General features: G+C 70.0%; 14 protein-coding genes. 8 read left to right on the forward strand and 6 right to left on the reverse strand.

Going from position 1 to position 18751, the window contains the following annotated elements:
- Positions 1–602: 602 nt before the first annotated feature.
- The 3 genes from LXT21_RS43550 to LXT21_RS43560 form a co-directional block, all read right to left on the reverse strand.
- Positions 603–3209: a right-handed parallel beta-helix repeat-containing protein gene (locus LXT21_RS43550; protein ID WP_254044173.1), complete on the reverse strand. Its 2607-nt coding sequence runs from the start codon at positions 3207–3209 to the stop codon at positions 603–605.
- Between the two features lie 300 nt (positions 3210–3509).
- Complete coding sequence (locus LXT21_RS43555; RefSeq protein WP_254044174.1) at positions 3510–3950, reverse strand: hypothetical protein; 441 nt, start codon at positions 3948–3950, stop codon at positions 3510–3512.
- A gap of 25 nt (positions 3951–3975) precedes the next feature.
- The gene (locus LXT21_RS43560) at positions 3976–4761 is read right to left on the reverse strand and encodes an alpha/beta fold hydrolase (protein ID WP_254044175.1); all 786 of its coding nucleotides are present in this window, start codon (positions 4759–4761) and stop codon (positions 3976–3978) included.
- 152 nt (positions 4762–4913) lie between these two features.
- Here LXT21_RS43560 and LXT21_RS43565 point away from each other — a divergent pair, with 152 nt between their 5' ends.
- Positions 4914–5624, forward strand: coding sequence for a site-specific DNA-methyltransferase (locus LXT21_RS43565; RefSeq protein WP_254044176.1), 711 nt, complete (start codon positions 4914–4916; stop codon positions 5622–5624).
- On the opposite strand, the gene LXT21_RS43570 is transcribed toward LXT21_RS43565, so the two are convergent.
- The 3 genes from LXT21_RS43570 to LXT21_RS43580 form a co-directional block, all read right to left on the reverse strand.
- Positions 5603–6265, reverse strand: a complete 663-nt coding sequence (locus tag LXT21_RS43570; protein ID WP_254044177.1) for a hypothetical protein — start codon at positions 6263–6265, stop codon at positions 5603–5605. The two genes, LXT21_RS43565 and LXT21_RS43570, sit on opposite strands and share 22 nt — an antisense overlap.
- A 67-nt stretch (positions 6266–6332) precedes the next feature.
- Complete coding sequence (locus LXT21_RS43575) at positions 6333–7235, reverse strand: alpha/beta fold hydrolase (protein WP_254044178.1); 903 nt, start codon at positions 7233–7235, stop codon at positions 6333–6335.
- A gap of 64 nt (positions 7236–7299) precedes the next feature.
- Positions 7300–8199, reverse strand: coding sequence for a halocarboxylic acid dehydrogenase DehI family protein (locus LXT21_RS43580; protein WP_254044179.1), 900 nt, complete (start codon positions 8197–8199; stop codon positions 7300–7302).
- A gap of 507 nt (positions 8200–8706) precedes the next feature.
- On the opposite strand from LXT21_RS43580, the gene LXT21_RS43585 reads away from it, so the two are divergent.
- The 7 genes from LXT21_RS43585 to LXT21_RS43615 all read left to right on the forward strand — a co-directional run bounded on the left by LXT21_RS43585 (position 8707) and on the right by LXT21_RS43615 (position 18663).
- Positions 8707–9024, forward strand: a complete 318-nt coding sequence (locus tag LXT21_RS43585) for a hypothetical protein (RefSeq protein ID WP_254044180.1) — start codon at positions 8707–8709, stop codon at positions 9022–9024.
- Positions 9021–10373 carry a sensor histidine kinase gene (locus tag LXT21_RS43590; protein WP_254044181.1) on the forward strand — a complete coding sequence of 451 codons (1353 nt, stop codon included), beginning with the start codon at positions 9021–9023 and terminating at the stop codon, positions 10371–10373. The genes LXT21_RS43585 and LXT21_RS43590 overlap by 4 nt, the downstream gene beginning before the upstream one ends.
- The gene (locus LXT21_RS43595) at positions 10370–11107 is read left to right on the forward strand and encodes a hypothetical protein (RefSeq protein WP_254044182.1); all 738 of its coding nucleotides are present in this window, start codon (positions 10370–10372) and stop codon (positions 11105–11107) included. Before LXT21_RS43590 ends, LXT21_RS43595 begins: the two co-directional genes overlap by 4 nt.
- Entirely contained in the window at positions 11104–11973 is an 870-nt protein-coding gene (locus LXT21_RS43600; protein WP_254044183.1) for an SAM-dependent methyltransferase, read from the forward strand. The genes LXT21_RS43595 and LXT21_RS43600 overlap by 4 nt, the downstream gene beginning before the upstream one ends.
- A 125-nt stretch (positions 11974–12098) precedes the next feature.
- A complete protein-coding gene (locus LXT21_RS43605; RefSeq protein WP_254044184.1) occupies positions 12099–12320 on the forward strand; it encodes a hypothetical protein in 222 nt (73 codons plus the stop codon).
- A 67-nt stretch (positions 12321–12387) separates the two neighbouring features.
- Complete coding sequence (locus LXT21_RS43610) at positions 12388–15624, forward strand: carboxypeptidase regulatory-like domain-containing protein (protein ID WP_254044185.1); 3237 nt, start codon at positions 12388–12390, stop codon at positions 15622–15624.
- Positions 15625–15870: 246 nt separating this feature from the next.
- A complete protein-coding gene (locus LXT21_RS43615; RefSeq protein ID WP_254044186.1) occupies positions 15871–18663 on the forward strand; it encodes a carboxypeptidase-like regulatory domain-containing protein in 2793 nt (930 codons plus the stop codon).
- Positions 18664–18751: the final 88 nt, after the last annotated feature.

Genomic DNA, 18751 nt, shown 5'->3' on the forward strand with positions numbered 1-18751 from the left:
GTCAACCACCCAGTTTCAGCTTTTCTTCTTTGCTGCTCTCCGAAGTCCCCAGCGCCGCCCAGTGGCTTCCGCTGCTTTCTTCCGGAGGGGCGCGGCTTCTACCTCTTCGCCGCATCCCGTGTCAACCGCTGCTTCGTTGACCGCCCCGCCGCTCCTGCCCGCCTACCGCTCGGGTTTCTTCGTCGGGGGCGCGGCTTCTATCACCGCCGCGTCTCCTGTCAACTCGCTTCGTTGACCGCTGTATTCCGTCGATGTTCCTGCTCCCACCACGAAGGACTCCGCGCCAGTGCGCGGCTTCGTTGCGGGGGAGCGGCATGTACCACTGATCCTGGAAACACATCAACTTTTCGTGACAGGGCGCGTCGGATTTCTCCACCCCACCCCGTCCCCGCTCGGATCTCCCCCAGGGACAGCCCCGGGCAACCCACTGAAGCGGCTTTCGCTCCGACCTTGAACCACCGGGCGCCGTCCCCGAGTCCGTACCCAGAAACTCCCGATCCTGGATGCTCGGTGGGAGTCCGAGCAGGAGAACAGACCTCGGGGCGTCCATTCACCCGCTGGAAGAGCACCTGCTCCATGGACCTACATGAAGCCCTCCGGCATCACCGCACGCGCTGGACCTGCGTCCCGGTCACTCCTTCGCCGCTCACCGTGAGCATCAGCTCGCCCACCTGCGCCGCCTGGAAGAAGAACGTCGCTTCCTGCTGCGTCCTCTCCAACACCAGCGACCACCCGGTTCCCGAGGTCGCCAGCGGCGTCGTACAGGTCGCGTCCGCGAAGAGCGCCACTCCAGTCGCCGCGGGTCCCGCTCCTTCCAACGTCAGCGAAGGCGCCGCCAGCGCGGACAGGTTGCCGCGACTGTCCTGGCTCTGCACGACCAGGCCCTCCGAGCAGCTCCCCGTGGCAGTCTCGCGCGCGGGGGTCATGAAGAAGAGCTGGGACGCCGCTCCCGCCACCACGTCCACGTCGAAGGTGGCCCCCGGCTGCGTTCCTCGGTCATACCCAGGCCCGCTCACCTTGTTCTGGCTGATGAAGTTGGCGCCCCCCAGGTCGGAGATGCCCGCCTGGTACGGATAGCCATTCGTCACCGGCCCGCGGTGCGTCACGGTGTTTCGCGACACCTGGAGCCGCGTCGATACCGCCAGCGGCCCTCCGCCCGCCTCTCCCTGTGACAGGTTGATGCCAACGTCGTTGTCCTCCACCGTGTTCTCGAAGAGGACGAGGTCCTCGCACAGCGCGAAGCCGTAGTAAGGCCCGCCCGCGACCAGGATGCCCGAGGCCACCGCGGAGTCTCCCCTGTAGGCGTGCCCTGTCACGTGGTTGCCCGTCGCCCGCCCCGTGGCCCCGTCGCTGAACTGGATGCCGTTCCTCGCGATGAAGGACACCGGCCCACCGCCCTCGACCCGGTTGTCCTCCACGTTCAGCACCACCTTGCCCGTGCCGACGATGCCCGCCTTCTGGTAGGCCGACACATGGTTGCGCAGCACCTCCACGTGCGTCACCGACTCGGCGTCCCGAGCGTTGCGCACCTCGATGGCCACGCCCTCCTGACAGCCTCCCGCTCCTTCCTTCTGATTCACGTCCCGGACCACGCTGTCGAGGATGGAGCCGCTCGCGCCGTCGAACAGGATGCCGCGCAGCCGCGCCGAGCCCGCGTCACACGCCAGCTCCGACAACCCTCGCGCCGCCACCGTCACGTCCCTCACGTGCGCCGTCGTCCCCAGGCTGCTCAACACCGCGCCTCGGAATCTCCCGTCGCGCGGGTCCACCGCCGTGAGCACGTGGCCGGCCCCGTCGAACGTGTACCCGTCCGGAATCCACACCGTCTGCGCCGTGGTGCAGTCCGCCGTCAACGTCACCGTCGAGGCCCCCAACACCGCCGGACACGGAGCGTGCTCGTCACACAGCAGGTCTTCCCACTCCACCACCAACACTCGCGTCACGCTCAACCCGGAGGCATTCGTGACGGTCAGCGTGATGGTGGGCGTCACATCCCTCGGGGCGCAGGACAGCATCACCCAGTCCGCCGAGCTCGTTCCGGCCCCACGCACCATGTTCCCCAGGAGCCCCGTGTTCGCCGTCCACGCGAAGGTCAGCGGCTCTCCCTGAGGGTCCGTCGCGGTCGCGGACAGCCGCACCCGCTGCCCCGCGAAGGCGTCCTGGGAGGACTGCGTCACCTGCGTGAGAATCGGCGGCTGGGGGTTCTTCACACACAGATTCAACGAGCGCACCTGCGAGGCCCTCGTCGCATTGTCGGAAACCCTCACCGTCAACCGGCAATTGTCACACGCGACCTGGGGCGCCTCCATCGGAGTGAAGCGCGTCGTCGGTGACGTCGCGTCCTCGAAATGGCCCTCGCAGCTGGACGTCCACGCGTAGGTGAGCAGGTCTCCATCGTCGTCCACCGCCGTCACCCCCAACTCCACCGGCGCTCCCACCCGAACCTCGGCGCCCGGTCGGGCGTCCAGCTCCGTCACCACCGGGTCGCGCTCGAGCGAGGCCTCGTGCGCATCTCCCCAACCGCCCCCGAGCGCCACGTCCACGGAGAACCGCAGCGTGGACACCGCCCCCTGTGCCCCCATGACCTTCAAGGTCAGCGCATCCGCCCCGCGGCGCTGCGGCGCCGTCCACTCCGCGTCCGGGACGCCCTTGTCGGTGAACTGTCCCTCCACCGCCTCCCACGCATACGTCAGCGTCTCCGAGGCCTCCGCCCCCCGCGACACCACCCGGAACCGGATGGACTCTCCCGGAGACACCGCGGCGCGTGTGCCCACCACCGCGTCGATGATGGGCGCCGTGCTCCCCAGCGTGGGATTCACCCGATGGGGAACCAGCACGAGCAGCGCGGGACGGTGCTTCTCCAGCTCCACGTCCGACACGCTCACCTCCCCCACCACCCCGCCCGCCACGTCCAACACCCGCGCCCTCACCGCGCCCACGCGGCCCGGCGGCAGGCTCCTCATCAGCCCGCCCCAGGACTCACCCGCGCCCTCGAGGACCGTCGAGACCGGCTCGCCCTGCGCGGGCGTCAGCGTCACCTCCACCTTCGCCACCTGGTCCAATGGCAGCGAGCGCGGCAACACCGTCACCACGCGCAACGAGCCCGTGGCCCCCTGGCTCACCCCCAAGGGTTCCTCCAGGTGACACCCCACGGACAACACCAGCGCGCCAGCGAGCAGGGCCAGGCGCATCGAGTTCGCTCGGTTCATGGTGACGTCCTCTCAGCGATGTCGGGTGGCCCACGATATCGACAAGCGCGTGGCCTCCCAAGCAACCGGCCACGCCTCCTCACCCGGACCGCCTGCCCGCCTCCACCCCACACCTCCCCACGAGGCAGGCCCTCGTCGAGCCGATGACACCCACATCCCTCGAGAGGAACGATGCACCCCGGCCGCATCGCCGTCTGGCGTTGGCGCGCCGTGGCGGATGCGCGCCCTCCCAGCGTCCACGACGGGGTGCTGGGAGGAAGGGGGCGACAGGTGATGCGCCGGGCTCGGGGCCCTCGCGCCTCAGACCTTGCCGCCGATGAAGCCCCCACCGAACGGAGACGGGCCCCGCTGACGCAACGCCTCGCGCTCGGCCTTCAGCGCGGCGAGCGCCTCGTCTCGCGTCAGGTAGTGGTTCACCGCTGCGCCGTTGATGGCGCCACTGGTGAGCACGAACATGCGCGTCATCTCGTCACCACCGAAGCGGTACGAGCGGTGCGTGAAGCGCTCGAGCACCTCGCGGCGCTCCTTGCCGAAGACCCGGCCCGCGGTGAACTTCACCACCAACCCATCCAGGTTGATGAGCAGGTCCACCTTGCCCGAGCCCGCATAGGGCGCGAGGTGCACCTCCACCTCACGCCGCCACCGCAGGACATCCTCGTCATTCACCAGGACGCAGTCCGTGAAGTTCGCCGTCACGACATCGTTCGGCGCGTCGTAGTCGAAGGACATGCTCCAGGCCATCGTGATGCCTCCCTCGAAGCCGGAATCAGGCGGGCGCGGAGCCAGCCAGGAAGGCGGACACCACCGCCGCGGTCTCCTGGGGATGCTCCACGTGCGGGTAGTGACCGGGGCCCGGAATGTGAGCCATGCGCGCGCGCCGGATGGGCGACACCACGGCCTGCCTCAAGAAAGCCGGCGGCAGGAAGGCGTCATCCGTGGACACCACCAACGTCGGCGCCACGATTCGCGCCAGCCGCTCCTGGATGCCACCCGTCGTCCACGCGTCGAAGGCGCCCTCAATCGACGCCGCGCTCACCGCGCCCGCGTCCTTCAACAGCGCCTCCAGCTGCTCCGGCGTCAGCGTCTTGCACGCGAGCCCCAGGATGGTCTTCTGCTTCTCACGGTCTCCCGCCGACGTGCGGAACAGCCCCGCCGCATCAGGAGGCAGGGGCAAGCCCGACGCCGGCACCGTGTTGAGCAGCAGCAGCGCGTCCACCCGCGCGGGGACCTCCGACGCAACCCACTGCGCCAGCTGCCCACCCATGCTGTGCCCCACCACCGTGAAGCGCTCCGCACCCACCGCGTCCACCACCGCCAGCACGTCCCTCGCCAGGCCCTCCAGCGTGTAACCACCGTCCGCCTTGCCCGACTGCCCGGTGCCTCGCGCATCCGGAATCACCAGCCGCAACCCCGTCAGGTCCAGCCGCTCCACCAGCCCGTCCCACACCGCGCCCGACACCATCCACCCATGCACCAACACCACCGTGCGCGGTCCGTCACCGATGACTCGGTAGTGAAGTGAAGTCCCGTCAGCAGCGGAAATCGAGGGCATGTCGTCTCTCCGGACGAAAAGGATAAAGCGGCATTGAATTAATGTACGGGAGCGAAAGCAAGTCAGGACACCCGGGAGCGTCTCAAGATTCCCATGTAGGCATTCGCCGCGGGTACGTGTGAGGTTGGCTCGTGGAGTGATAACGAGACGGGATGATGCTCCACACGGCCGGGCGAACGGTGCACTGCGAGGACGCGCTCACGTGGCTCGCGGCTCAACCCATCCTGACGGGCTGCTCGGCGGTGGCCTCGCTACCGGATGCGTCCGAGTTCCCCACGCTGTCCCTCGCCGAGTGGAAGGCGTGGTTCACCCGCGCGGCGGCGCTCGTCATGTCCCGCGTGCCCGACGACGGCGTGGCCATCTTCTATCAAACGGATGTGAAGGATGAGGGGCTCTGGGTCGACAAGGGTTACCTCGTCTCGCGCGCCGCCGAGGACTCGGGCCTGGGGCTGCTCTGGCACAAGGTCGTCTGTCGCCGCGCCCCCGGCACCGTGACGTTCGGCCGGCCCGCGTACTCCCACATGCTGTGCTTCTCACGCGGCATCCGCGTCGACCTGGGGAAGTCCACGGCCGATGTGCTCCCCGACGCGGGCGAAGTCACGTGGACTCGCGGCATGGGCGTGGAGGCGTGTCAGCTCGCGTGCCGCTTCATCCTCGAGCACACCCCCACGCGCACCGTCGTGGACCCCTTCTGTGGCCACGGCACCGCGCTCGCCGTGGCGAACGCGATGGGACTCGAGGCCATCGGCGTGGAGCTCAGTCGCAAGCGCGCTCGCAAGGCTCGGAACCTGCGCGCTCGGTGGCACGAGCAGAAGCTCGTGCTCACCCAGGACGACGCGGCTCAGGCCTCGGATTCGGAGTAGGTCCGAGGCGCCACAGTGGCGGTCAGGGCCACGGGCAGGGCGGCCAGCTCGCTCGCCACCACGGACTCCAGCTCGCCGATGAAGGCCCCGAACAACCGCTCCTCCAGCGCCAGCGCCTCGTCCAATGACGCGCCCACCTCGGAGAGCCGGGCCACGCACGCGTCCTCGATGGTGCGCCGGTGGCCCTGCTCCTCCGTGACGACGCGCCCCAGCTCCTCCTTCACGCTCGAGCTGCGCGTGGCCGCCTTGTAGAGCGGATAGAGCACCATCGCGCGACGCTCGATGGCCGTCGTCGTGAGCAGGTAGTGCAGGTACACGTCCGGCGCGCCCGTGTGCGACGTGGCCCACTTCGCCAGCTCGTGGTCCAGCCCCTGGAAATAGCGGCCCGCGCCCTCCGGGCACAGGAACGTGGCGATTTCGCCTCCCGCCAGCTCGACGGACAGGCGCTTGAACGCGAAGGCGTGGCGCGTCTCGTCCGCGAGGTGCTCGAGCACGCTCAACGACGGATGCCGGTCCGCCACCGTGCGCGAAATCTTCCTCGCGCCGATGAACTCCATCAGGGACAGGGTGTGCAACCAGCGAGCCTCGAGCTCGGACGACTGGGCCAATTGGCGAAGCACCGCCTGGATTCGCTCACGCATGCCGCGCCCTCTAGCGCGTGCACGCTCCGCGCGCGAGCACCAAGACACTCGGCCCCTTCGCTTCGGCTCAGGCCACGGGCGCCTCCGTGCCCCAGAGCTCCTCCGCCACCGTGCGCACCTGGACATGGCGCACCGGCGAGGCGCCCTCGAGGAAGCGCAAGAGCTCCATCGCCACCGTGTGCTGCGCGTCCCACATCACGAAGTGCCCCGCGTCCGGCACCTGCATCCACCGCGCACCCGGGATGTCCCAGACCAGGCGCTCGCCGTACTTCGCGGGCAACAGTCCGTCCTCCGCGCCCCACATCACCAGCGTCGGCACCGCGAGGTGACCCAGCTTCGGCGCCAGCTCCAGGGTCTGGTTCGTGTTCAGCGCCACCGCGTTGCGCGACAGCGACACCCAGCCGACCTCCGTCGAGTAGGGCGCGAGCAGCCCCTCCAGCAGCTCCGCCGACGGCGCCTTCACGAAGCCCTTCTTCTTCAGCCCCAAGCGCAGCAGCTTCGGCATCCGCTCGCAAGACAGCTTCCGCGACAGCCCCGGCGTGCCGAGCTGCGACATCAGCGCGAGTGGCCACGCGTCGTAGCAGACGCTGTCCATCAGACACAGCCGACTCACCCGACGCGGAAAACGCACCGCGAGCTGCTGCGCCACGCCGCCCCCCACGTCGTGCCCCACCACCACCGCGTCCACCACGCCCAGGCGGTCCATCCAGGCCTCCATCACCTCCGCCTGTTTCGTCACCGAGCGGTCGAACCGGTCCCTCCGGTCGGAGAAGCCGTAGCCCAGCAGGTCCGGCACCAACACCCGGTGCGACGCGGCCAGCGCTCGCGCCAGCCCGCTCCACAGATAGCCCCACGTCGGGAGACCGTGCAGCAACACCACCGGCGGCCCCTTGCCCCAGTCCACGTAGCTCACGAAGTGGCCACCCAACTCCATCACCTCTTGCCGCCTCTGCCACTCGCGCCAGTTCATCGCCGCTCCTCCGTCGCCACCGCTCGGGTCATCGAGAGGGACCACCGCCACGCCTCACGCCGGTTCATCGCAGCTCTTCCGCCGCGACCCAGTCCGGCACCAACCGGGCCGCGCCCGGCATCGGCTGGCGCAACATGTCCGGCACGTCCTGCACCAACTGCGAGAGGTTCAGCAGCAACACCGTGCCTCGCCGCTCCAGGGACTCCGTCACCTTCAGCACCGCGTCCGCGTCCTCGCCCAGCGCCTTCACCCGCTGCCGGCTCAGCGCCACCACGTACGGCAGCTCCCGCGCGCGCCGCCTCGCGGACTCACGCAGCGCCTCCGCCGCCTGCTGATACGACGCGTCCCCGATGCGCGGCTTCAGCCGACGCCACGCCGCCTCCAGGTATCCCGGCCAGCACGCCAACGCCCGATACTCCCCCGGCACCCCCGGCGGCCCCACCGTCTTCACGATGTCCGCGAACACCGCCTTCAACGCCGGCTCCGTCGGCGTCTCCGCCACCCACTCCATCGCCGCCATTCGCGCGGGCACACCCCGCTCCAGCCGCTCACCGATTCCCGGCGACTCCCCGCGCCCCACCCCCTGCCCCTCCAACGCGAGCCGCACCGCCGCCACCATCAACGTCACCCTCGGCAGCATCGCCTCGTACAGCTCCAGCACGCCGCGCACGTGGAAGCGCTGACTCGGCCCCAGCTTCGCCGCCTCCCACGCCCCCAGCTCGTCCCACGCCACCGTCGTGTCGAGCGTCTGCTGCCAGAGCTCCAACGCCGACTCCTCGAAGGCCCGCGTCTCCACGTTCGGCCCCATCGCCTCCCACATCGCCACGAAGAAGCGCGGCCAGGACGCCCACGTCCGCAACGACACGTCCACCCCCGTCACGCGCATCGTCCTGCGCAGCTCGTGGTAGACGCGCTCGACGTCGCCCCGCGCCCCCTGCTCGCTCACCTGCTTCACCCTGGCCATGACGACACCCCCGCCGGCAACGGTGCGGATGGCTCGACGCCCAGGACACCTCCACCCCACGCCCGGCCGCCCGGATGTCCCCGCTCCCCAGGCCCACGCGCCCGTCCTCCCCACGTCACACCGCCGCCCCTCGGGGTGGGGCCCTCGCGGACTACAGAACACTCCCGACGGGCCTCGTTTGACTCCCTCCGCGACGGCTCGCTTTGCTGCCTGTCGCGCGACGCCGGATGGCCGCGCCTGACTGGTTCGCGGGGGGCAACCAGCATGAGGTCTCGACAGACGTCGCCGCGCTCCACCGGAGACCCGCGCGTCTCCACGCCTTCGCGCGACCTCATCGAAACAGCCCCCACGTGCGCGCCCGCCCCGCTTCCCGCGGCGACGGATGCGAGGCCCCGTGCTCCTTCGCGAGCAGGGGAGCCAGGCGGACGCCCCACTCGCGGCGCCTTCCGCCTCCAGTCCCACCACCATCGCAACGAGGACGCCACCGCGCGCCCGGGGGAGAGCGACATGCAGGCAGACCACGACACCTGGGCACCACGGCGCGTCGACGTGCCGCTCGCCAGCGCGGTGAATGACTACCTGCTGCGCATCCAAGAACTCGGCGCCGTGGAGGGACCCGGCGGCGCGGTGGGACTCAACCCCGCGCTGGAGCCCGTCCTCGAGGCGCTGCATCACCTGCTCGCCGGCGGCGAGGTGGAGGTGCGCGTCACCCGGCGCGGACACCCCTCGCTCGTCCACGAGCTGCGCCAGCGCGTCGAGGACGCCACGCGCGAGGTCAACCTGCTCCAGCGAGTGGCGGGCTCGTCCCTGACCACCACCGTATGAGACCTCGCCCCACCGGTGGCGCCGTCACGACCGCCTTCCGCCGCTGGACGCTCGCCCAGGACCCGCGCGAGGTGCTGGCCGCCGCCGGCGTGGGCCCCTGGTGGGTGCTCACCACCGTGGTGCTGGCCGTGCTCGCCGCCGTCGCGTGGGCCCCCGGCGCCCAGCGCACCTTCGACATCTCCTTCGGCCAGGGCCTCCTGTGCGCCGCCCCCATGCTCGTCAGCGGCCTGCTCTTCTCCGCCGTCCACCGCCGGCGCAGCCACATCGAGACGTGGGGCTGGGTGTGGCTGGTGCTCGGCGTGACGTCCCTGCACTTCTTCCTCGCCGCGCTGATGGCCATGTCGGAGCTGCAGGGCGCCACCGTCATCGCCTCGCTCTTCCTCTTCACCACCGCGTTCCACGGCCGGCTGCACCGCGTGACGCCCAAGCAGCCCTTCCTCGCGCTGGGCACCACCGTGGCCCTGCTCGCGGCCCTGCCCCTGCGCGACAGCGACGAACACCTGGGCCTGTTCGGCGTCATCGGCCCGGCCGCCCTCACCGCGGAGCTGTACCTGGGCACCTTCGCCGTGCAGCACGACCGCGCCCGCGCGGAGGCCGAGCGTCTCCGCGCCGCCGTGCAGGCCCAGCTCCTGGAGCAACAGGAGCAGGACGTCAGCCGACTGTCGCGCGCGCTGGGGGAAATCCTCGGCCACCACCACGAGCTCGACAGCGCGCTCATGTCCGCGGCCACCGCGGCGGACATGCTGTCGTTCATGGGCACGCAGCGCACCGGCCACGGCCGCTCCGACCATGAGGACCTGCTCAGGACCCTCAACGAGAGCCTCCACCAGGTTCGGGAGATGGTCGCCGAGATTCGCGCCAAGGGACGGCGCTACGTCGGCTCGGAGCCGGAGCCGGTGGAGCTGCCTCCGCTGCTCGAGGGCGTGCAAGCCAGCGTGGGCCTGCGCTTCCCCGACGTCGACATCCAGCTGTCGGTGGAGCCCGGCCAACCCCTGCGCGCGATGATGCGCGGCGGCGCCACGACGCTCCGACGCGTGGTGGAGAACCTGGTGCTCAACGCGTGTGAAGGCGACGGCAAGCGCGGCGCCAGTCGGGTGAGCATCCAGGCCCGCGTGGAGCCGCTCAGCGGGAGGCTGGAGGTCGTCATCGCCGACGACGGGCCGGGCTTCCCCACCGCGCTGCTCGATGTCCCCGCCGAGCAGCTCTACACGTCCAAGCCCGAGGGCACCGGCCTGGGCCTGTACACCAGCGAGTGTCTGCTGCGCGCCAGCGGCGGAACACTGCACCGACGCAATGCCCCCGACGGCGGAGCCCTGCTGCGCCTGTTCCTACCCAGGGAGTACCGATGAGCGGAGGAGCCCTGTACCAGGAGGCCCTGCGGGTGCTTCGGCGGCTGGAGCTGCCCGACGCGTCGGAGCGCGATGTGCTCGCCGCGCTCGAGGCCGCGCAGCCCGGCCCCCTCCCCCTGTTCTATGAGGCCGGCGCCGAGGCGGGCCTGGAGCGCTCCGTGCTCACCGCGCGCGGCGTGGGTCTGTTCCTCAGCTTCTGCGCGGGCAACCTCGCCGATGACCTCATCGACGGCGACTGCACCTACTACGACGCGCCGCTGCGCGTGGGTCCCTGCGCGCAGTTCCTCCTGCAGAACCTGGCGTGGGCCACGCTCGCCGAGCCCCATGCCGGCGTGCCCCTGAACGTGCTCGAGGACGGCGCGCGGATGCTGGCGCTGGCGGCTGGACCGCAGGCGCTCGAGGTGCGCGCACACGAGTGGACGGCGCCGCTGTTCCGCCGCGTGGCGGAGGGCATCGCCGGACGGCAGTGGGCCGCGTACCTGCGCGTGCTGTGGGCGGGCACGCGGCTGGAGGAGCGCGCGGTGCAGGTGGGGCTCGCGCTGGGCGTGGCGGCCCATGTCGCGGAGGACATCCGCTCCAGGGACACGCGCTTCACCTCCATGCCCGTGGAGGACCGGCTCACGGTGGTGACGTGGGCACGACACGCCGCCGAGTCGCTGCGCGCCCAGGACCTGCGCTGCCTGGACGCGGCGCTGCGACGCATCGAACCCATTCTTCCGGAGGTGGAGCCATGAGGGTCGAACCCACCTGGTCCGAAGCCCGCCACGACGCCGTGGCCGCCTACTACGAGGAGAAGACCGAGCGAATCCTTCGCCGCTATGGCCCCGGTCCTCGCGTGCACTTCCACGTGGGCCTGGTGGATGACGTGCCCCCTCCCGGCGAACCGGAGCCGCTGGTGCGCGAGCGCGTGCATGCGTCTCAGGAAGCGCTGCTCACGGAGCTGTCTCGCGCGGTGGGGCGCTTCCCCGATGGCGGCGACGTGCTGGACGTGGGCTGCGGCCTGGGCGGCGGCGCCCTGTACTGGGCGTCCGCGCATCAGGCGTGGGTGACGGCGGTGACGAACGTGCCCTCGCACGTGGAGCTGGTGCGCACGTTCGCCGAAATCGAGGGCGTGGGCGCGCGGGTGAAGCCGATGCACTGTGACGCGCTCGCGGTGCCGGGGCGCGCGTGTTTCGACGCGGTGGTGGCGGTGGAGAGCAGCAGCTACCTGCCTCGCGCGGAGTGGTTCCGCCGGGTGCGCGCGCTCCTGCGTCCCGGGGGCGTGCTGGCCATCGCGGACTGCTTCCTCGGTCGGCCGGAGCTGGCCGCGCCGTTCGACCGGTACTGGCGCACGCGCATCGGCACCGTGGATGAGTATCTGTCCGCCGCGCACGCGGCCGGGCTGGAGCTGGAGGTGCGCGACGACGTGTCCGGGCGCGCGGTGGGCTTCTGGTCCCTCACGCTGGAGTTGCTCGCGCACGAGCGCTACGCGTCGCCAGGACAACCTCCCACGCGCGTGCTCGCGCGGAGCGAGTCCCGTCGCGAGCACCTGCGACTGCAGCAGGCCTTGATGGATGGTGGACTGGAGTACGGCCTGCTCGTGCTGCGTCGCGAGGACTGAACAACAGGGACTCGAGACCGGGCCTCCGGGTCCGGGGCGGACGTGGGGCCGAGCGGCTGCGTCCATCGTTGCGCACCGCGTGGTGCGCCCACAGCCTTGGGCGAGCCTGAAAGGAGGCACGCACGATGAGGACCTTCACGCGATGGATGACGGTGGTGGCGGTGGCGGCGACGCTGATGGCGACGGGCTGCCGGGAACGCAGCCGCGAGGATAACTCCGGGGCCATGGGGGGCTCGGGGACCAACCGGGATGCCCTGCGGCACCAGGAGGGCACCGGCGGCAGCGGCAACTACGGCAACGGCCAGCAGATGCAGGGCACCGACGCCGGCAGCGGCCAGATGCGGTAGCGCCTTCCGCGCGAGGTGGGCTCCGGCTGCTATCCTGACGCCGCGACGTCGGTCAGCCGGAGTCTTCATGCGCGGGTGGATTGTGGGGGCGTGCATCGCGGGGGTGTTGGTGCTCCTCGCCTGGGCTGGGTGGCGCACCGAGGAGTCCGCCCCCACGCGGGAGCGCCCCTCCGCGGCTCGCACCCGTTCCGAGCGCGCCGGGCGGATTCGTACGTCCGCGCCGCAGCCTCCCTCGCGCGCGGGCCTGTCCATCCGCGGCACCGTGGTGGACCCGCTCGGTCGTCCCGTGTCGGGCGCTCGCGTCTCCGCGTCGTGGCCCGAGGACGGGCAGACGCTGTCCACGCTGCCGTGCCCCTGGGAGGGCGGCTCCCGCCCGGAGCTGCTCGTGGAGACCACGCGCCAGTACAACGTCGCGGACTGTCTGCCGAGGACCCGGGACACCGTCCTCTCGCTGCTCCTGGCGCGTGAGGGCGAGTCCCCCGTCCATGCGGAAACACGCTCCGCCGAGGACGGCTCCTTCGTGTTGGAGGGGTTGCCCTCGGGGCCGCAGGCGCTGCTCGCGCTCTCCGAGCAGGGCGCGGCTTCGCGCCTGGGCGTGCCCTCCGGGAGCGAGCACGTGGAGCTGGTGGTCGAGCACCACCACCGGGTGTCGGGACAGGTGCTGGGCGAGGACGACGCGCCCATGGCCGCGGTCTCCATCCTGGTGGTGAGCCACGAGCAGACGCGCTTCTTCGACACGAGCACGGATGCCCAGGGACGCTTCGAGGTGGGGCCGCTCCTCGCGGGCGGCCACGTCGTGCTCGCCACGAAGGAAGGCTGGCCCGCCGTGCTCGCCGACCCTCTCTACCAAGACGAGCCGTTGACGATTCGGATGTCGCGGCCACGCGCGCTCACCGGTCGGGTGCTGTCCTCGGGCTCACCCGTGAAGGACGTGGAGGTCCTCGCGACCCGTGAGGATGGCGACCTTCCGATGAAGGTTCGCACGGACCCGGAGGGGCGCTTCACCGTCGAGCTGGACCCGGGCACGTATGTGCTCACCGCGGAGCGGAATGGGCGCTATGCGCTCACGCGCGTGACGGTGGAGAAGACGTCTCCCCCCGAGGTGGTGATGAACCTGGGCGAGGCCTTTCATGTCGAGGGCGCGGTCTTCGGCGCGGCACGGCGTGAACCCGTGGTGGGGGCTGTCGTGACGGTGACCGCCCAGCTGCGTCCCCAGCGCGAGCTGAAGGCCACCACTGGCGCGGATGGGCGCTATCGCCTGGGCCCCGTGGAGCCGGGCCCGTGGAGCTTCACCGTCGAGGCTCGTGGCTACATCGACCTTCCCTATGGGAAGGAGGTCGAGCTGGGGCCGGGAACGGGCAGCCAGGACTTCACGCTGGAGCGCGCCGCTTCCATCTCCGGACGCGTGGTGGACGAAGCGGGCCATCCCCTCGCGGGCATCCACCTGAACCTGGAGCAGGCGGACCTCGAGGACCCGGTGGACTACGAGACGCAGGAGACCGCGCTCACCGATTCAAACGGCGCGTTCGTGTTGGACGCCTCGGCTCCCGGTGACTACGAGCTCATCCCGCAGACCCATCGCTTCATCACCGAGCGCCTGAAGATGACGGCCCCCGCGCGGGACGTGCTCGTCACGTTGCGCGCCGGTGGCGCAGTGGAGGGGACCCTGTCCGATGCCCGGGGCCTGGCTCTCCCAGGGTTCACCGTGTACGTCGCGCCCCTGTCGACCCAGGACCCGTCCTACATCCTGACCGCGCAGGGCCCTACGTCCGAGGGGCGCTTCTCGCGCAAGGGCGTTCCTCCGGGGCGCTATCGCATCGTGGCCCAGGCGGTGACGGACGGCGTGGACCAGGAGGCCGCCACCGAGGTGGAGGTCCGTCAGGGCGAGGTGACGCAGGTGGAGCTGCGGCTCGCCGAGCAGCGCAACCTGGAGGGCATCGTCGTCGATGGCGCGGGGGCGCCCATCCGTGGGGCCTTCGTCCGGGCGCACTCGCTCGCGCCGAGCCCCCAGGGCGGCGTGGTGCTGGTCCATCCACGCCATCGCCATGGGCCACCGAACGGGGTCGAGACTGGCGCGGACGGACGCTTCCTGATTCGAGGGATGGGGCTGGAGAAGCACTCGCTCACCGTCCTGCACCTGGCCTACGAGTTGAGCCCGGAGCAATCCACGGGGGCGCCCCTCGAGGACGGCCTGTTCGTCGCCGATGTCGACGTGAAGCAGGTGCGGCTGGTGATGAAGCGGCATGCCCACGTGCGGGGACGCGTCGTCGGACCAGAGGGCGCCCCCATCACCGGGTTCAACGTCGACTCCATTCGGGTGACGTCCGAGGATGGCACCTTCTCGGTGCCCAATCGTGAGGGTCCCGGTATCACCACCTTCGCCTTCGAGGCGGAGGGCTTGCTCTCGGAGCTGCGCGATGTGAAGGGCGGCTTGGACGGGCCGGATATCGACCTGGGGGAGATTCGACTGGGGGCGGGGCGGAGGCTGCGGGGCGTGGTGGTCGATGCACGGACGGGCGCGCCCCTGCCTCGCGCCAACCTGGAGGTGCACGTCGACGAGCGGACCGCCGTGCACAGCCTGACGGACGAAGCGGGGCGCTTCGAGCTGGGGCCCGTCACCACCGGGACGCTCACACTCCTCGCGAGCCAGCGCGGGGTCTACCGTCAGGAGCGAGTGACTGTGGAGGCCGCGCAGCAGGAGGTGACGGTGCGGCTGAAGCCCGGCGCTCGCATGCTCCTGAAGGCAGTGGACCTCCGGGGTGGACCACTCGACGGAAACGTCACCGTCCAGGGGCCCGAGGGATACTCGGACCGGGTGTTCCTGGAGAAGGGCCGCGTGGAGATGGGAGGGCTCGTTCCGGGTCGCTACCTGCTGAAAGCGGAAGGGGCGCGGAAGAAGGACCAGGTCCTCAACTACCTGCCGCAAGCCGTGGAGGTCCCCGAGAGTGGGGAGGTGTCCGTGCTCCTCCAACCCGTGACCGAGGGCTCCACGCTGACGGTCCGCGTCTCCTTCCACGAGAACACGTACCTGCGATTGGTTCACGGCACCCCACCGCTGCCCGAGCGTCCCGAGGAGCTCCAGCGGAGGATGAGCCTGGGGCAGGACGCACGGGCCGAGGTGGATGGTACGGAGCAGGTCTTCACCTTCACCCACGTCCCCGAAGGGAAGGCGACCCTCTTCCTCATGGGCCCCGAGGACGACCGGTACCACGCGGAGGTGCTGGACGTTCCAGCGAGCGGCACGATGCCCCACCTGGTGCGGCCCGTCTGGCGGACGTTCGGCGTCGCCGCGAGACAGCCGTGAGGAAGTCATGAAGAAGTCGTGAGGAAGTCGCGGGGGCACCGGTCGTAATCCTGACGCCTGGACGTCGGACCACCGGAGCCCGTCATGCGTGGATGGATTGTGGGAGGCATCGCCGCTGGGGTGCTCGTGCTCCTCGCTTGGGTGCTGTGGGGGAATGACGCGCCCTCGGAGACTCGGGGCGAGGAGGACGCTGCACAGAGCGTGTCCGCACCGGGGTCAGGTGCCTTTGCTCGCAGGTCTCCGCCAATGCCCCGTCCACGCACGGGGCTTTCCATCCGAGGCACCGTCGTGGATGGCCTGGGCAGGCCCGTCGCGCGTGCTCGCGTCTCCGCGTCGTGGCCCGAGGAAGGCGAAACGCTGTCGACGATTCCCTGCCCTCGGAACGACCTCCCCTCGTGGGCGACACCGGATGTCAATCCCACGTCTCCCTGGCTCCTCGCGGACTGTCTGCCCCAGACCGAGGACATGTTGGTGTCCTTGTTGCTCGCGCGCCAGGGCGAAGCCCCCGTGCATGCCCAGACGCTCTCCGCCGAGGATGGCTCCTTCGTCCTGGAAGACCTTCCAGAGGGGCTCCAGGCGTTGCTCGCGCTCTCCGAGCACGGCGCGGTGTCTCGCACGGGGGTGCCCGCGAGCAGTCAGGACGTGGAGTTGATGCTGGAACAGCCCGTCCTCATCGAGGGACAGGTGCTGGGCGATGACGACGCCCCGCTGGAGGGAGTCTCCCTCACGCTGGTCAGCCTGCGGCACACGCGGTTCTTCGACGCGCGCACGGATGCTCGGGGTGAGTTCAAGCTCGGACCGGTTCCTCACGACATCTATCTCCTGCTCGCGTCGAAAGAAGGTTGGCGCCCCGTGCTCAAGCAGACGAGCTCCTCGGGCCTTCCGGAGGAGGTCCGGATGCACCGTTCACGCAGGCTCTCGGGACAGGTGATTTCCGGTGCGGCCCCCGCGGCAGGAGTCGAGGTGGTCGCCGTCATGGCGGAGCCGTTCAACACGACACCTCCCTTCCGCGCGACCACGGATTCAGGCGGACGCTTCGAACTCGAATTGAACACCGGTTCGTTCCTCATCACCGCGGAGCGAGAAGGGCGGTCGGCGCTCGCGCGGGTCACCCTGGGCGCGTCTCCCTCTCCCGAGGTGCTGCTGGAGCTGGGGGAAGCGCTTCAGGTCGAGGGCACGGTGCTCGACGAAACGTCTGGAGCCGCCGTGGCGGGCGCGCGCGTGAGCCTGCTCCCACCAGGACAGAAGTGGACGCGCCTGGAGACCACCACGGACTCGGCGGGTCGCTATCGCGTGGGGCCCGTGGAGCCTGGAGACTGGACGTTCGGAATCCAGGCCCCCGGCTACGTAGGCAGGGAGCGAGAGAATCGCACCCTGGCTCCGGCCCCAGGCACCCAGGACTTCACGCTGAAACGTGCGGCCACCATCACCGGACACGTGGTGGACGAGGCCGGGCAACCCCTGGGGAATGTGGAGCTGTTGTTGATGCAGGCAGCCCTCGGCCCCGGCGAAGAAGAGTACGTGGCGTGCCGCACGGCCGCGGACGGCTCATTCATGCTGGATGCGGCGTCCCCCGGCAGGTTCGAACTCATCGCGTACAGCCACCGCGTCGTCACGAAGACCCTCGTCGTCCGGGCGCCCATGACGGGCCTTCGCATCACCTTGAGCACGGGAGGCTCCGTGGAGGGAACGCTCACGGACGCTCGGGGCCTGCCGGTGCCAGGCTTCAAGGTGGTGCTGGCGCCTTTGAAGGGAGACGAACCCAACGAGACCCTGCACACTCCGAACACCGACCTTCGGGGCCGATTCTCGCGCGCAGGCGTCGCCCCGGGGAGATATCGGGTGAAAGCCGAGCAGTCCTCGTACAGCGTGACTCGCGAAGCCTGGTCCCTCGTGGAGGTCCAGGCGGGCGCGGTCACGAAGGTGGATTTGCGGCTCCCCGTCGAGCACGCCCTGGAAGGGAGCATCGTCGACACCTCGGGCAATCCCATCCAAGGTGCCCGCATCCTGGTCCGGGCCCAAAGAGACGCTTCGGACGACGAGGGGAGTGCGCATATCGGAGGATGCGAGATGGAGGTGCACCCCGAAGTCGTCTCCGATGCGAAGGGCCACTTCGTCGTCCAGGGGCTTCGAGACGCGGACCATCTCGTGAGTGCATTCCGGGCGGGGCATGTCCTGCTTCCGGAGCAATCCACGGGAGAAACCCTGCGTGATGAAGAAGTCCTCATCGGAGCGGAGGTGAAGCAGGTTCGACTGGTGATGAAACGGCGCGCGCATGTCCAGGGGCGGCTCGTCGGTCCCGATGGCGCGCCCCCTCGCAAGTTCCTCGTCAACGACACATGGGTGACCTCGCCGGATGGCACGTTCTCCGTGCCGAACCACGAGGGCCCCTTCCACAAACAGTTCATCTTCCAGGTGAAGGGCCTGCCCAAGGTCATGCGCACCGTGGAGGGCGGCTGGGACGGACCCGATATCGACCTCGGAGAGATTCGAATGGAGGCGGGCCGCGAGCTTCGCGGCGTGGTGCGAGATGCTCGGACGGGAGACCCCGTGTCAGGTGTCCGGGTGCGCATCGACGATGAAGGGAGCGACGAGAGTCCCGACCCCGAGCTGCAGCTCCAGGCGCTCTCGAATCGGGAGGGACGCTTCGTGCTCGGGCCGGTGCGCATCCGTCCGCTCACGCTGCTCTCGACCACGGAGGACCGATATCCGGAGCAGCGGACCCAGGTGGATTCGTCACAACAAGAGGTCTCGGTGTGGATGAGCCCCGGAGCGCGAGTCCACGTGAGGGTGATGGACCCGGAGGGGAAACCCGCGCAAGGCAGCCTCTTGTACCAATCGATGGAGACGTCACAGAACAAGCAGCTCTCGAACGGAGCGTGGGAGACCCAAGCCCTCGCGCCGGGGCGTTACACCTTTCGATGGGAAGGCGCTCATCCGGGTGCGTATCCGCCGCAACAGGTGGACGTGCCCGCGCAGGGAGACATCTCGGTGGTCTTCCAGCCCGTAACGACCGGCACACAAGCAAGCTCACCCTGAATCTCAGAAAGCAGAGCACGCAGCTCGCGAAGGGCTGACATTCCACTCCCGAAGCAGTCCGTGGGGCTCCGGCTGCTATCCTGAGGCT

The organism is Myxococcus guangdongensis (assembly GCF_024198255.1).
GTDB classification, from domain to species: domain Bacteria; phylum Myxococcota; class Myxococcia; order Myxococcales; family Myxococcaceae; genus Myxococcus; species Myxococcus guangdongensis.

What these genes read in the sequence shown, in the direction of transcription:
- LXT21_RS43580 (WP_254044179.1), bottom strand. Translation starts at nt 8,199, where the DNA reads ATGGCCAGGGTGAAGCAGGTGAGCGAGCAGGGGGCGCGGGGCGACGTC.
- LXT21_RS43590 (WP_254044181.1), top strand. Translation starts at nt 9,021, where the DNA reads ATGAGACCTCGCCCCACCGGTGGCGCCGTCACGACCGCCTTCCGCCGC.
- LXT21_RS43600 (WP_254044183.1), top strand. Translation starts at nt 11,104, where the DNA reads ATGAGGGTCGAACCCACCTGGTCCGAAGCCCGCCACGACGCCGTGGCC.
- LXT21_RS43555 (WP_254044174.1), bottom strand. Translation starts at nt 3,950, where the DNA reads ATGGCCTGGAGCATGTCCTTCGACTACGACGCGCCGAACGATGTCGTG.
- LXT21_RS43610 (WP_254044185.1), top strand. Translation starts at nt 12,388, where the DNA reads ATGCGCGGGTGGATTGTGGGGGCGTGCATCGCGGGGGTGTTGGTGCTC.
- LXT21_RS43585 (WP_254044180.1), top strand. Translation starts at nt 8,707, where the DNA reads ATGCAGGCAGACCACGACACCTGGGCACCACGGCGCGTCGACGTGCCG.
- LXT21_RS43560 (WP_254044175.1), bottom strand. Translation starts at nt 4,761, where the DNA reads ATGCCCTCGATTTCCGCTGCTGACGGGACTTCACTTCACTACCGAGTC.
- LXT21_RS43615 (WP_254044186.1), top strand. Translation starts at nt 15,871, where the DNA reads ATGCCCCGTCCACGCACGGGGCTTTCCATCCGAGGCACCGTCGTGGAT.
- LXT21_RS43570 (WP_254044177.1), bottom strand. Translation starts at nt 6,265, where the DNA reads ATGCGTGAGCGAATCCAGGCGGTGCTTCGCCAATTGGCCCAGTCGTCC.
- LXT21_RS43550 (WP_254044173.1), bottom strand. Translation starts at nt 3,209, where the DNA reads ATGAACCGAGCGAACTCGATGCGCCTGGCCCTGCTCGCTGGCGCGCTG.
- LXT21_RS43565 (WP_254044176.1), top strand. Translation starts at nt 4,914, where the DNA reads ATGATGCTCCACACGGCCGGGCGAACGGTGCACTGCGAGGACGCGCTC.
- LXT21_RS43595 (WP_254044182.1), top strand. Translation starts at nt 10,370, where the DNA reads ATGAGCGGAGGAGCCCTGTACCAGGAGGCCCTGCGGGTGCTTCGGCGG.
- LXT21_RS43605 (WP_254044184.1), top strand. Translation starts at nt 12,099, where the DNA reads ATGAGGACCTTCACGCGATGGATGACGGTGGTGGCGGTGGCGGCGACG.
- LXT21_RS43575 (WP_254044178.1), bottom strand. Translation starts at nt 7,235, where the DNA reads ATGAACTGGCGCGAGTGGCAGAGGCGGCAAGAGGTGATGGAGTTGGGT.